This window comes from Argonema antarcticum A004/B2 (assembly GCF_023333585.1).
GTDB lineage: Bacteria > Cyanobacteriota > Cyanobacteriia > Cyanobacteriales > Aerosakkonemataceae > Argonema > Argonema antarcticum.
Window position 1 is genome coordinate 1 of sequence record NZ_JAIQZN010000141.1, and the last position, 13974, is coordinate 13974.

Genomic DNA, 13974 nt, shown 5'->3' on the forward strand with positions numbered 1-13974 from the left:
CCGCACAACGAAGGGAAATATTAGTTTGTACCGCAGTAATGGCGGGTTTACTGCATAAACCAAATCTAATTAGTCAGTTATTTCGGGAGGATAATATGCAAGATTCTTTGTTTTACCAGCAAATTGTGGACAAAGGAGAGCAACGAGGTTTGCAGCAAGGTTTGCAGCAAGGTTTGCAACAAGGTTTGCAGCAAGGTTTGCAACAAGGTTTGCAGCAAGGTTTGCAACAAGGTTTGCAACAAGGACAAAAACAGCAGGCATTCTTCCAAATTCTGCGCCAGTTGATGCGGCGGGTGGGAGAAATCGCACCTAGCACGGAAGAGAGAATTCGCGCTTTATCGCTTTCTCAGTTAGAGAACTTGGCGGAAGCGTTGTTGGATTTTTCATCGCCAGCAGATTTAACTGCTTGGTTGGATAATCTGAATTAGATAAAATGGTAGGGAATAAACACCCCTTTTGATTAATTTAGATGGGGTGTTACCCTTTTCTGAAACAATCCTCCAAGCTTTGGTTGATGGAAGGATCGAGCTTTTTCCCCTGAGTTCTCTAATGCTGTTGAGGTGGTGGTGGGTGTTGATGGCCCGATTAAATAGCTTAGTCTATTCTTTATTCATCTTCATTCTTCATCTTTTATCCATCTTTGTCCATTCCAAGACCACTCAGGATAGTCACTCATAACTTCTTTTACCACATCCAAAAGCTCATCATATTCCATTTCATCTTTTGTATCTGAGTAGTTTCTTTCTAAACTACGGTGAACTTTGCCAGGATAGCCGTCACTAAGTGTAGCAGACCTAAGTGGAGCTAGGCTATGTGCCAATTCAAATTTAAGTGAAGCAGACTCGTGTCAAGCTGATTTGAATAAAACAATCATACATGATGATAAAACAGAATTAGATAAAGAAGCTCATAACCAAGAAATTAAATCTAACTCAGAAGAAAAAATCTATTACTGGAACGACTTACCTCTTCGTTCACAAGCACAAGTTAAAATAGCTGAAGCACTCGATCGGGCCAACATCCTCTTTATCCCCAACTCCAAAGCGCGACTGACAACGACCGAAGGTAGACAAAACCAAGAACCTGACTTTCTCATCTTCCACCAAGGTAAATTGGGTATTCTTGAAATTGATAGTGAAGTATCCGACGAAGATGCGGTAAAATCAGAAGAGCGCGATCGGACTTTTCAAACTCAGGGAATTGCGATCGTCCAACATTACGACACGATTCGATGCAAAGAACAGCCAGATGCAATTATACAAGAGTTTTTAGAGATTTTGAATCAGTCATAAAATTCCCATTGAAATTTACTAGCAAACATAATAAAATCCAAAAACACTCCTTATTAATAGTCAAACCAAACAACCTTGGCATACGACAACACCTGTAAATACATCGCATCGCAAAACCCAGCTAGCTTTGTCCGCTGGTTGCTACCTAATGAAGAATCCACAAACGTACAAATCCTCAAAACAGAATTACCCGCCGAACCAATCAGAGCAGATTCATTAATCTTACTCCAAGTCGGCAATACTATCCTGCACCTAGAGTTTGAAAGATTACCATATTCAGACCCACCCATCCCAGAGCGAATGATCAAATATTGGGTTCGTCTTTACAGCAAATATAGATGTAGAATAGAGCAGGTAGTAATTTTTTTGAAACGGAGCGACTCACCGCTAGTTTTCACAGACAGATTTCAAGTAGGAAACACCGTACATCCCTATCGAGTCATTCGGTTATGGGAAGAAGACCCCGCACCTTTTTTAGCCGAACCCGCTCTTTTACCGCTAGCACCGTTAACTCGCACCGACTCACCCAGAGTGCTGTTGCAGCAAGTAGTAGCACAGGTAGAATTAATAGAAGACCCCGCGCAGCGACAGGAAATATTAACTTGTACCGCAGTCATGGCGGGTTTGCTGCATAAACCAAATGAACTTGCTCAGCTATTGAGGGAGGATAATATGGAAGAATCTTCGTTTTACCAAGCAATTATCGAAAAAGGCGTGCAGCGAGGTCTGCAACAAGGTATCCAACAAGGTATCCAACAAGGTATCCAACAAAGTATCGAACGCGAGACATCAGTGATTATGCGTCTACTTCGGCGGCGGGTGGGGATACTTACACCCACTACAGAAGAGCGAATTCGTGGTTTATCAATTTCTCAGTTAGAGAACTTAGCTGAGGCGCTGTTGGATTTTTCAGCACCAGAAGATTTAACCGCTTGGTTGGATAATCTGAACTAGGCAAAATATCAAAGAAGGCTGGAAGTTGGCTCGATCGTACATACTGTAAAAAACAATGTTTTTGGGTAATTAGTAATTGCAATCTATTGCCACATAAGCATTATACGCCATTAATCAGTTTGGCTTATCAGCATCAGTACGATCGAGCCGAATCAAATAAAAAAAGCTATTTTCGCTCGATTTAAAACTAAAATATTTAACATTAAGGGAGGATCATTCCGTAGTTGGAGCGTCGCGATATATAGCAACCGCTTTCGTCGGTTAGGACATTCTCAATTCCCGAAACGTTGGCGGATTCTAAACACTTCTTCCCCTAGTCCCTAGCACTCTTAGCCCCTAGTCCCTAGCTATACTAAGTATTCCTCCCAGGTGGCAGGTTTCCACTGAGGCAAAGTCGTTGTCGGGGATGTCTGGATGACTGTAGTAATTGAGGCAGTCATGGCACTAATTTTGATGATGGTCGTAAAACAATTATATCTCCGTTTGTCATTAGTTATCTGTTAAAATTTATTGGTATTTTCTATTAACTGAGTATGTCACTTTTGAGAAGTTGTTCGATCGCACTCACCAACTCAATAGGATCGATCGGCTTCGACAAATGCCTCTGAAAACCCGCATTCAGAGCCTCGATCCGGTCTGTTTCCATCGCATACGCCGTCAGCGCTACAGCCGGAAGCTCTAGCCCACCCTCCCACTCCAAGGCTCTCACCTTGCGGATCAGAGCATAACCATCCTCACCAGGCATCCCGATGTCGCTTACCAGCACATCTGCCTTCCACTCCTGCAATGCCTCCAGCGCCGATTCCGTCGAGTCCGCAGCCATTACCTTAGCCCCATACTGTTCGAGTGCTGTAGTGAGGAAATCTCGCGTATCAGCTTCGTCATCAACAACAAGTATTCGCACATCAAGTAGTGCAACGGAAGTTGCGATCGAGCTCGATCGAGAAGATCCAGACTCAAGCTTGATCGCTGGGAACTCAGGACTATTGAGGACTGGCAATTTCACCGTGAAAGTTGAGCCTTTTCCTTCTCCATCGCTAGCCACAGAGACAGTACCGCCGTGGAGATCTACCAAGTGACGCACAATTGCCAATCCCAATCCCAGTCCTCCTTGTTCTCTTGTCGTCGTACTATCGGCTTGGCGGAAGCGATCGAACACATAAGGCAGAAAATTGGGACTAATGCCTTTACCAGTATCGCTCACAGTGATTTGGGCAGATGAAATTTCAGATTTGAGATTTAAGATTTCAGATTGAATTTTTCCCTCTTCAATTTGCAATCCTAAATCTGAAATCTGCAATTTCTCCAGTCGAATCTCCACCTGTCCTCTAGAGGGTGTAAACTTAATCGCATTAGAGAGCAAATTCCACAGAACTTGCTGCAAGCGATTGAAATCAGCAGAGACGAAACAATCCCGATCGCCCAATATTAATTTCAGTTCGATATTCTTATTCTGAGCTGTTGGACGTAAAGCTTCGGTAGCTGCTTCGATCACCGTAACGAGATCGAGGGGACGGAGATCGAGGGAGAGTTTATCCCGCAGCATTCGCGAGACATCCAGAAGATCTTCAATCAGCTGACTTTGCATCCGCGCATTGCGTTCGATCGTCTCCAGAGCTAGCGCTGTTCTTGCTTCATCAAACTTGCGGGTACGCAGCAAAGTTGCCCAACCCAGTATGGCATTCAAAGGCGTCCGCAATTCGTGAGACACAATTGCCAAAAACTCATCTTTGATCCGATTAGCTTCTTGAGCTTTGCTGTATAGCCGTGCGTTGTCAAAAGCTAAAGCGGCGCGGTAGGCGAGATCTTCTGCCAAAACTAAGTCAGCAGGCACATATCGACGCCCCGACTCTGCTAAGGTAAAACCGATCGCGCCCAGCATTCGCCCCCGCGCCACAAGAGGCACCACCACCAACGATTTCGGATCGAGTTCGCGCAGGATGCTATCCTCGTTAACCTCCCGGCTAATAGCCACCAACATGGAATCGGAAACCTCACGAACAAGCAACGGCTGACGCTTACGCAGCACCTGAGCCACAGGAGCTTCCGAATTGAGGTCGAGCGGGTACGCTTGCAGTTCCTTGAGCAGAGCCTCTTTTGCCGCATCTCTGTGGGCAACTGCCACCCGGCGAATCCGATCCTCCTCCAACACGAAAATAACGCAGTAGTCAGCCAAATAAGGCACCGCCAGACGCGCTACACTCTTCAGCGTCGTCTCATAATCAAGAGTTGCCGTCAGCACTTTGCTAGCTTCGGCAAGAAAACGCTGCACTTCCTTGGCACGATGCAGTTGAGTAATATCGCGCCCCACTCCAACTACTCCAATAATATCCCCGTTGGCATCTCGCAGCGGCGATAGGGAAGTCTGACAATATTCGGTACCATTAACATTTTCAAATGACCACTCATAAACAACCGTTTCTCCCGAAAGCGCTTTTTTGTGATGCGCTTCGTGAATAGCCGCTTGTAATTTCAGATTTGAGATTTCAGATTGCAGCAATCTTAAATCTGAACTTTGCAATTCATAAATCTCCTGTGGCGTTTTACCCAAAAATAATTCTGCCTGAAAGCCTGTTCTCTCCAACCAAGAACCAAATACGCCGGTAAAGCGTTGTTCCCGATCCAAAGTGAAGACGATATCCTGCATGGAATTAACGAGAGTTCGGAATTTTTCCTCACTTGCTCTAAGTTCTTCTTTTGCTCGTTTGCTAGAGGTGATATCGTAAAAAGTCATCACTCCGGCAACGATCGCTCCTTCGTAGTTGTAAATTGGGGTAGAACTGACGCGCATTGTCCCGTAACTGCCATCGCCGCGCTGAAAATTAATCTCCTCTTCCGTTACTACTTCACCATTCCTAATAGAACGCGCTAAGGGCCATTCTTCCGCTTCGTAAGGTTGTCCATCAAGGTGGAAACCCCGATAAATTCGGTATTGCTCAATCGTATCTGCTTCTAGGAAAGGCTGACGCCAAATCTTTTCTACCAACTTATTGCCAAGCAGCAGCTTTCCTGAAGGCGCTTCGGCAACGATCGCAGCGGCTGGCATCTGCTGCAACACCGCTTCTAAGAGCGCCTGCTCGCTTTCTAAGAGCTTAATCAGTTGTTCTCGTTCGGCTTGGGCTTGTTTGCGATCGCGAAGGGCGGCTTGCCGTTCGCTGATATCGGCAATTGCAGCCATAGTACCCGAAATATTGCCTTTAGCATCGTGCAGCGCTGCCCCCCAAACAGCAATATCGATCTCCTCACCCGATTTCTTTTGACGACGCACTTCCATACCCGCAAGCAATTTACCTTGCAATTTTATTTGGTGCAATGCCAGAAACTCTTGCCATTTCTCTTCAGGAATAAAGGGCGGAAAATCGTCAATTACTTCTTGTTCGCTCCAGCCAAAGAGCCGTTCGGCAGCTGGACTCCAAATTTTCAGCTTGCCTTGAATATCAAGAGCAATAATTGCTAAGGGGGAAGCTTGAATCAAGCACTCCAGCGTTTGATTGGTTTCTCGCAACGCTTCCTCGGTCTGCTTTAATTGAGTAATGTCGCGGGTAATGCAGATCGCATATTCGATTGAACCATCCTTGGCAAATTCTGGGACAAGACGGGATTGATAATATTGAATTTCTCCTTGATTGGGAAACTCGTATTCCATAACTCGCTCCGAGCCTGTCTCAAAAACATAGCGAATATTTTCTTCCCAGTAGGAACAAATCTCCTGGGGAATTTCTAACTCAGAATTAGTTTTTCCAATAAATTTTGGCGCTGGTATTCCCGTTGCTCGTTCTATAGCTGGGTTAACGTAAATGTGGCGCAATTCTTTGTCAAAACGCGCAATCATATCGGGGGAATTTTCCACCATTGCTTTAAATTCTTGTTCTCGGCAGTATAATCCTTTCTCTGCCCGTTTGCGATCGCTGATGTCGCGTTCTAATAGTACCTGGCGAGTAGTTTCCGTGACGGCGGTGAATACACCACCAATCCCGCCCGTCTCATCCCGAATCGGACTATAAGAAAAAGTGAAATAGCATTCCTCCATATAACCGTTGCGCTCTAGGAGGAGCATGATATCCTCAGACTGGATCGCTCTACCGTCGTTTAGAACGCCTTCCAGCATCGGGCCGATCGTTTCCCAGATTTGCGGCCAAGCTGAGCGTCCTGGCTGTCCCAAAGCCTGTGGGTGTTTTGTGGCACCAAATATGGAGCGATAGGCATCATTGTAAATTGCGATCGCTTCCGATCCCCAGCAGATCAGAATGGGGAAGGGGGACGCTAAGCAAATGCTCGCAGATGTCCGCAAACTTTGAGGCCAGCTTTCCGCAGGGCCAAGGGGAGTAACCGACCAGTCAAGCGATCGCATAAGTTGACCCATCTCCCCACCATCGGGGAAAATTTCATCCAGTAAAGTCGCCTTTACAGGTTCGGGCAAACCATCCATCTGCCAACCTCCTTGTTAGCTATTCGGCGCGAGGAACCCCATCCCATAAGCACTTTGGCACTAAGCTAGTGCTTGCTGTTGATAAACAAAATAGAAGTTATACTGATGCGTCTTAGTATAGTCTGGTAAGTTTAATTAGGTTAATTGTTATTTTGTCATTGGTCATTAGTCATCAGTCATTGGTAATTAGCAATTGACTGGCGACAAATGACAAGGAAATAAAGATCATGGCACTAATTGTCCAAAAATACGGTGGAACTTCAGTCGGATCGGTCGATCGCATTACCGCAGTAGCCCAGCGGGTCAGTCAAACAGCCCAAGCTGGCAACTCTGTGGTGGTAGTGGTTTCAGCGATGGGCAAAACCACCGACGGTTTAGTTAAGTTAGCTTACGAAATCTCCAGCTCGCCAAGTCGCCGCGAGATGGATATGCTACTTTCTACTGGCGAACAAGTATCGATCGCTCTCCTCAGTATGGCTTTACAGGAGTTGGGGCAACCGGCGATTTCTCTTACTGGTGCCCAAGTTGGCATCGTCACGGAAGCGGAACACAGCCGCGCCCGCATCTTGCGAATTGAGACCGATCGCATCGAGCGCCACCTCAAACAAGGCAAAGTAGTTGTAGTAGCTGGATTCCAAGGCATCTCCAGTACTGAGGAATTGGAAATTACCACCCTGGGGCGCGGCGGTTCCGACACTTCAGCCGTAGCCTTGGCGGCAGCTTTAGGCGCTAGCTGTTGCGAAATTTACACCGATGTACCGGGCATTTTCACGGCAGACCCTCGCATTGTCCCAGATGCCCAGTTAATCTCGGAAATCACCTGCGACGAAATGTTGGAATTAGCCAGTTTGGGCGCTAAAGTGCTGCATCCGCGATCGGTGGAAATTGCCCGCAACTACGGCGTCCCTTTAGTGGTCCGTTCCAGCTGGAGTGACGATCCCGGCACCTGGGTAGTCTCCCAAATCAGCCAAAAGCGAGCTTTGTCAGATTTGGAACTCGTCCGCCCGGTGGATGCGGTGGAATTTGATACAGATCAAGCTAAGGTGGCGCTGCTGCGGGTGCCCGATCGTCCGGGAGTCGCGGCACGCTTGTTTGGCGAAATTGCCACTCAAAACTTGGATGTTGACTTGATTATCCAGTCAATTCACGAAAGCAATACCAATGATATAGCCTTTACTGTAAGCATTGGCGTCCTCAAAAAAGCCGAAGCGGTGACATCTGCGATCGCACCTGTCCTCCGAGGTAACAGCCCAAAAGTAGACGAAGCGGAAGTAATTGTAGATGGGCAAATTGCCAAAGTCAGTATCGCCGGTGCGGGTATGATCGGGCGTCCCGGCGTTGCAGCGCAAATGTTTGCCACTCTATCCAGTGCGGGTATCAATATTCAAATGATTTCCACCTCAGAAGTGAAAGTCAGCTGCGTAATTGATGTCTCGGATTGCGATCGGGCCATCGGCATCCTTTGTGCCGCCTTCGATGTCAACAGTTCCCCAGTTCACTCCCCCACTCCCCCACTCCCCCACTCCCCCACTCCCCACTCTCCAGTGCGGGGTGTCGCCCTCGATCTCAAGCAAGCGCGGATAGCATTACGTCATGTTCCCGATCGTCCTGGTACAGCAGCGCGGTTGTTCCAACAACTAGCTAAGCAAAATATTAGCGTCGATACGATCATCCAATCTCAGCGCTGTCGCATCGTCGATGGTACACCCAGACGGGATATTGCTTTTACCGTAGTGCGAGGCGATGCTGCTGCGGCAAAGAAAACTCTGGAGGAGGTAGTCTCACAATGGGGGTGCGGCGAGATTGTAGTTGATAATGCGATCGCCAAAGTCAGCGCCGTTGGCATCGGCATGGAGGGGCAACCCGGCGTTGCAGCGCGTCTGTTTGAGGCACTGGCAAAACACCAAATCAACATTCAAATGATTGCTACCTCAGAAATCAAAATTAGCTGCGTTGTCGCCGAAGAACAAGGCGTTACCGCCTTGCAAGCAATCCACAACGCCTTTAATCTTGCCGGTACTCATAAAATCCAAGTTCCCGCTTAATTAAAGTAGTAGGGTTCGTTAGGCTCAGCCTTAACGCACCCTACTTTAGCTCCACTCTACTAAGTAGGTGGACATAATTAAACGTAAAACTGCGGGGTCTTAGAAACCCGGTTTCTTCAAGAAACCGGGTTTCTGGGTGTTCAGAAACCCAACAAATGCGTTGGGTTTCGTGCCTCAACCCAACCTACAAAGCGCGTCCATTTTTCGGTTTGGCGAAGGTATTGTTCAAGAAACCGGGTTTCTGGGTGTTCAGTTTAATTACGCCCACCTACTTAACTCAAAACTCAACACTCAAAACTATTTAAACAATTGCCGCTGGTTGACCTACCACCAAAGTTGTAATCAAACTGCCTACCAAAGAAAGTGCGATCGCCACAAAAACAGCACTCACAATTCCTTTTTCCAAACGAAAGCCTGTGACCAATCTAGCAGCTACAGTCAAGGCTATGACATTGATAACAAATGAAAACAAACCCAATGTGAGTATCTTCACCAAAAATCCGTACAAGCCAAAAGTGAAGAAATTCGGTATCGTCAAAACAAAGAAGTTGATCAAAGTATTTACGAGCCCAAAAACCACCGCCGAAATGTAGGCTATTCCTGCGTTATCGATTTCAATTCCCAATGGTAGCTTCGTCAGAATCAGCAAACTAGAAGCAGTAACCAGCCAAGTAATCAGAATATCAACGAAATCCATATTAAAATTCCTCCGATTTTAAGTTAGGGCATGGTAGAAACACCCACAATAATTACCTTAACTCGCCAATCCGAGGGTTCCCTCTACTAATCGATATAAATTTCACTACCTGCTACACTTTTAGAAGATGTCAAAAATCGCCTAAAAACCTTTGGATCTCTGGTTTTTAGTCGAAGATCGATCCCCTCGCATCCCTCTTAAGAAGGGGATGCAAGAGAATACTCCTGTCCCTTCTTCAGCAGGGCTGTTTTATTTTGGTTATTTCCTGAATAAATTGATTGAATTGATCGAGATCGATCGCTAGTGACTACTGACGCCATCAGTCGTTCGTCCGGTCATCTCAATCGGATGAATGCGGTAGATGGCAATTGCCTCTGCACGTCCCCAAGAATCGCTCCAAGTTCGATTGATAGCAGGAGAAAGTGTTGGATTACGCGCTTTGATTAATTCCATCGCTCGATCGATGTCTTGCTGTTCTGTGAGGCGATCGGCTCGACCCGTTACAATCACGCTGCGCCAATTAAGTGGATCGTGAATTTCTTCAACCTGTAGACAAATTTCTGGATTCGCGTCTATGTCATGAGTCTTCATACCTTCGGTTGTAAACAGGTAAATATCCGAATCTTTGAAATAATAGTGCATTGGCATCACGTAGGGTTTTCCTTCGTGTATGTAGCCCAGATGACCGTATCCTAGTTGTTGTAGGAAGCCTTGGATTTCTTCTTGTCCCATTTCATCAATATCTAACATCACTATTCTCCTTCTCAAGATTCAGTCAATTGATATTATTTCAGATCGACAATAGCTAAACCTAGCTCATAACAAATGATTGCAGAACTGAAGCAAGACTTTTGTCACAGCACACACTTTGTATCCGTTAGATAGAGTGAATGCTTGAAGGTCAATGATTAGAGTCAGCAACCTGTTCAGAAAGCGTCAATAAAAGGACGAGGTTTGTCACTGCTTTAACACCTACTCTCCTGAAAAAAGGAGAGTTTGCCACTCTTGCACAAAAGATGGCGGAACTGATAGATAAATCGCCTCACTGAGCGAAGTCGAAGTGTCGATCGCTGCCAGGGTCAACTTTAAAGGTATTTCTGGCTGCAACTGCGGTAACAACGGCTGAAGATCGTACTGACCTACATTAGATTCGGGAGCGGATAAATCAGTAAAAATAATGCTGGATGTATCATCAGCAGTCAGTGTTTTACCCAGTGAATTAGTCAACAATAAGGGTTTACTGCGGTCGATTTCTACCACGCCTGGGAAACCCACTAAACGCAGTTCAAAACTCGTTTTGCCATTAGGAGGAATACGTTTAAAAGCGATCGCCTGCCAGTTATTACCGTGCTGATCTTTGAGGGTTTGCCGAGATTGGTAAACCATTTGTCCTGGTCCTTCCTCCAGTTGTGTAATTGCTGCGACTGCATGGGGATTAGTAAATATTCCTAACCCCAGAAATACAGTTAACACTAAGGTGACCAGCAATAGTAACTGGGAAAATATTTTCCTGACAAAACATCCGATCATAAATATTACTCTCTTTGAGAAACTGAATGCGATCGTCTTTTTTCTAGCCAGTTATGCTGGATTGGGTTGGGTGGCCTAAATAAATAGTTACATCCTACTTTTCCAAAGGTTCTCCTGCCGCTTTCCAACCTTGAATACTAGGAGGAAAACCCCTGACGTTAGGATATCCTAACATTTGCAAAGTCATAACTCCCATTGCCGTTCGATAACCCGTTGTGCAATATAGAACTACAGGGCGATCTTTGGGAATTTTATCAAGATTTGCGATTAAAGTTTGTAAGGGGATATTAATGGCGTTTGGAATGTGACCGGAGGTATATTCAGAAGGCTGTCTGACATCAATTAATGAAGCATTATCGCTTTTGACAATACTTTTGAGAGCTTCTGTATTTGTAATCGTGTAATAATTACGAGGAAGAGAAGTCAAAAAATTATCGAGCGCTGACGATAATTGAGCTTGGGGCATCGAACTAGCTGCTATGACTGGCATTGGTGCGATCGCCAAAATACAAATAAATGATAAAGTTACCAGCAATAACCTTAGAAAAAATTTCCTCATATCCTTATTTTGTCTCCTTTCAAAGTGTTAGAGGATCGGTAAATGGTGTCAAACATCAAACCCCATAATGTGCCGTTCGATCGGAACCAACAATCCAATCGAACTCTTGAGAGGGAAAATCCGGTCATATCTTTAATTTGTGTCTGACTATATGTGTCAAAAATCGCCTAAAAACCTTTGTATAGCAACCGATGAAAGTCAGTTAGAACGTTCTTAATTTCTGCAACATTGGCGGATTCTAGCTCCTAGCCCCTAGTTCCTAGCTATATCTCTCAATTTATAGTCGAGTCTCGATCCCGTCGCATCCCTCTTAAGAAGGGGACGCAAGAGAATACTCCTATCCCCCTTCTTAACCCACATTCCGCACCCCCTGTTAATCGTCATCGTGAGTAAAAGGTGGGAAAAAAGACGATCGTTTTGATAGCAGTTTATAGGTATAAAATACTAGGTTTAAGGAGTTCTAGAAGTTCCGGGAGTAGCTGAGGTTCGCGGAGTCGGCGTTGTGCCCGGTGGTTCGGGAACGCCACTAGAAGGCGGCACAGTGGGTGTCAACACCCCATTAGGAAGAGTGGGGTTGAGCCCTGGGTTGGGCGTGGGATATGGATTAGAAGGATTATAAGGATTGAGGGGATTTGTGCCGGGGTAGGGCGTCAAGCCTGGAGTAAGCGTAGAGGGGGGGTTAATGCCGGGAGAATAAGGCGTCAAACTAGGGGTGGTAGAACCAGGGATGGTAGATGGAACGGACGAATCGGAAGAAGGGACTTGTGCAGGTGTATCGGGCAGGGTTGCCAAAGCCACGCGATCGCCTCCCACCAGCCGCATCTTATCCAAAACTTGCACGACATCGTTGTAAAAAGCCGTCTTGGAAGCATACAGAACCATCATTCCATCGGGATTCTGCTGGCGATATTCCCGCAATTTTTGTTCCAGTTCCTCTGGTATCACCAGTTGATTTTCTACATAGATTTGATTAAAAGGATTGATGCTGACAATTAACATCTGGCGCGTCTGCGGCGTGGTAGTGCTGCTGCTAGCTTTGGGCAAATCAACGCTAATCGCCTGCTGACGAGTAAATTGCAAAGCAGCCAGGATAAAAAACGTCAGAATACAAAAAATTACATCAATCAAGGGTACGATCTCAATCCGAATCTCTTCAGGTGAGGAATCTTGGTTAATCTTCATTCTGCAAGTAGGGGTAAGGAAAAGTACTGGTGTTGAATTAATGTCATGGTACTGGCGGTATCTTACTAAAGGACAACCTAGTAAGCTGCTACGCATTTAATTTGTATGTTTAGCGGGAGTGGGAGAGTGGGGGAGTGGGGGAGTGGGAGAGGAATTGAAGGTTTGATTGCCGGATTAGAAATATCCGAATTAGATGCGTGTTAGCTTACCACTACGCGAAAGTCACTCATTCACTCATTCACGCAGTCAAAAATCCTTTGAGTGTCAGGCATTTAACTACTTATGAACTGGTGGGTTATTTCTGCCACGTTGCATTAGCAGCAAAACGGCATCCGCACGGGCACTAATCGGGATTTTCCACAGAATTAGAATTGTCTAATTTTGGTTTTGGTAGATCGTTGGAACTGTCTACTCTTGCTTTTGGTAGATCGTTAGAACTGTCTAATTTTGGTTTTGGTAAATCGTTAGAACTGTCTACTCTTGCTTTTGGTAGATCGGGAGTGACGCTGTTGTTGTCGATCGCATAACGCCTATACTCAGATTGTGACTGTGACCAAAACTGCCGATAAAGCAACTCCAATTCATTCCCTGACTTGCGAAAAATTTTGATTTGGTTGAATAAGAAAACTTGAAACAAGCGGTAGAAAGCCAGACTGAAAATTGCTACCACCAGCCCGCTAGCCGTACTGATCAACGCTTGACCAATTCCCAAAGTTGCCTCAGACGCCGCCGCCGTTCCGATATCGCTAATGCGAAGATCGCGCAGGGAAACAATTAAACCCCAAACCGTACCAAAAAGTCCCAGTAGCGGTGCTAAGGCAATCACTGCTTCTAAGATTTTGTCGCCCCGCCGCATATCACCCAATTCTTCTTCTGCTGCCGTTTCTAGCGCCAATCGAAACACTTCCGGTTCGGGTTGGTATAGTCGCAAGGGAGCATAAAGAAACCGCCCGATGGGCTTATTGGTCGATCGTCTGGCAATTTCCGCAGCAGTTCCCCAATCTTGATTGGCAGCATCCAGCACGCGGTTGACAATATCTCTTTCCCTAGTCAGGATTCTTGTCCAAAACCACAAACGTTCCAGGATCGCACTCAGCGACAGGATCGACAGTACCAACAAGGGCCACATCGATGGCCCGCCATCCCTAAAAATTTCTAGGTTGTTAATCACTCTAAGAATATTGTCCACAATCTTCGTTTCCTCCGTTTAGCCGTTCGATTTTTGCTAACATTCATTAACAAAAACTTCCTGTTTCATCTGGGACTGTCGGCAGCACCCCATCCAC

Annotated in this window: 11 protein-coding genes; 4 read left to right on the top strand and 7 right to left on the bottom strand. The window is 45.9% G+C overall.

The features are described from left to right. The 3 genes from LAY57_RS32740 to LAY57_RS32750 all read left to right on the top strand — a co-directional run. The coding region (locus tag LAY57_RS32740) for a DUF4351 domain-containing protein (RefSeq protein ID WP_249071371.1) at positions 1 to 428 on the top strand (428 nt) is incomplete at its 5' end. Positions 429 to 857: 429 nt separating this feature from the next. Further along, positions 858 to 1292, top strand: coding sequence for a hypothetical protein (locus LAY57_RS32745; RefSeq protein WP_249071372.1), 435 nt, complete (start codon positions 858 to 860; stop codon positions 1290 to 1292). 75 nt (positions 1293 to 1367) lie between these two features. After that, entirely contained in the window at positions 1368 to 2246 is an 879-nt protein-coding gene (locus LAY57_RS32750; protein WP_249071373.1) for an Rpn family recombination-promoting nuclease/putative transposase, read from the top strand. A 523-nt stretch (positions 2247 to 2769) separates the two neighbouring features. On the opposite strand, the gene LAY57_RS32755 is transcribed toward LAY57_RS32750, so the two are convergent. Then, complete coding sequence (locus LAY57_RS32755) at positions 2770 to 6675, bottom strand: PAS domain S-box protein (RefSeq protein WP_249071374.1); 3906 nt, start codon at positions 6673 to 6675, stop codon at positions 2770 to 2772. Positions 6676 to 6902: 227 nt separating this feature from the next. Between LAY57_RS32755 and LAY57_RS32760 the strand changes: the two genes are divergently transcribed. Then, positions 6903 to 8720: an aspartate kinase gene (locus LAY57_RS32760; protein WP_249071375.1), complete on the top strand. Its 1818-nt coding sequence runs from the start codon at positions 6903 to 6905 to the stop codon at positions 8718 to 8720. Between the two features lie 301 nt (positions 8721 to 9021). Here LAY57_RS32760 and LAY57_RS32765 read toward each other — a convergent pair whose 3' ends face one another. From LAY57_RS32765 to LAY57_RS32790, 6 genes are all read right to left on the bottom strand, one after another. Further along, positions 9022 to 9417, bottom strand: coding sequence for a phage holin family protein (locus LAY57_RS32765; protein ID WP_249071376.1), 396 nt, complete (start codon positions 9415 to 9417; stop codon positions 9022 to 9024). A gap of 300 nt (positions 9418 to 9717) precedes the next feature. After that, positions 9718 to 10167 carry a pyridoxamine 5'-phosphate oxidase family protein gene (locus LAY57_RS32770; RefSeq protein ID WP_249071377.1) on the bottom strand — a complete coding sequence of 150 codons (450 nt, stop codon included), beginning with the start codon at positions 10165 to 10167 and terminating at the stop codon, positions 9718 to 9720. Positions 10168 to 10389: 222 nt separating this feature from the next. Further along, positions 10390 to 10947 (bottom strand): DUF3122 domain-containing protein, encoded by a 558-nt coding sequence (locus LAY57_RS32775; protein ID WP_249071378.1) that lies wholly within the window; start codon positions 10945 to 10947, stop codon positions 10390 to 10392. Positions 10948 to 11041: 94 nt separating this feature from the next. Further along, positions 11042 to 11506, bottom strand: a complete 465-nt coding sequence (locus tag LAY57_RS32780) for a rhodanese-like domain-containing protein (RefSeq protein WP_249071379.1) — start codon at positions 11504 to 11506, stop codon at positions 11042 to 11044. Between the two features lie 450 nt (positions 11507 to 11956). Continuing rightward, complete coding sequence (locus LAY57_RS32785) at positions 11957 to 12688, bottom strand: ExbD/TolR family protein (protein ID WP_249071380.1); 732 nt, start codon at positions 12686 to 12688, stop codon at positions 11957 to 11959. Between the two features lie 343 nt (positions 12689 to 13031). Further along, positions 13032 to 13856, bottom strand: a complete 825-nt coding sequence (locus LAY57_RS32790) for a MotA/TolQ/ExbB proton channel family protein (RefSeq protein WP_249071381.1) — start codon at positions 13854 to 13856, stop codon at positions 13032 to 13034. Positions 13857 to 13974 lie beyond the last annotated feature (118 nt).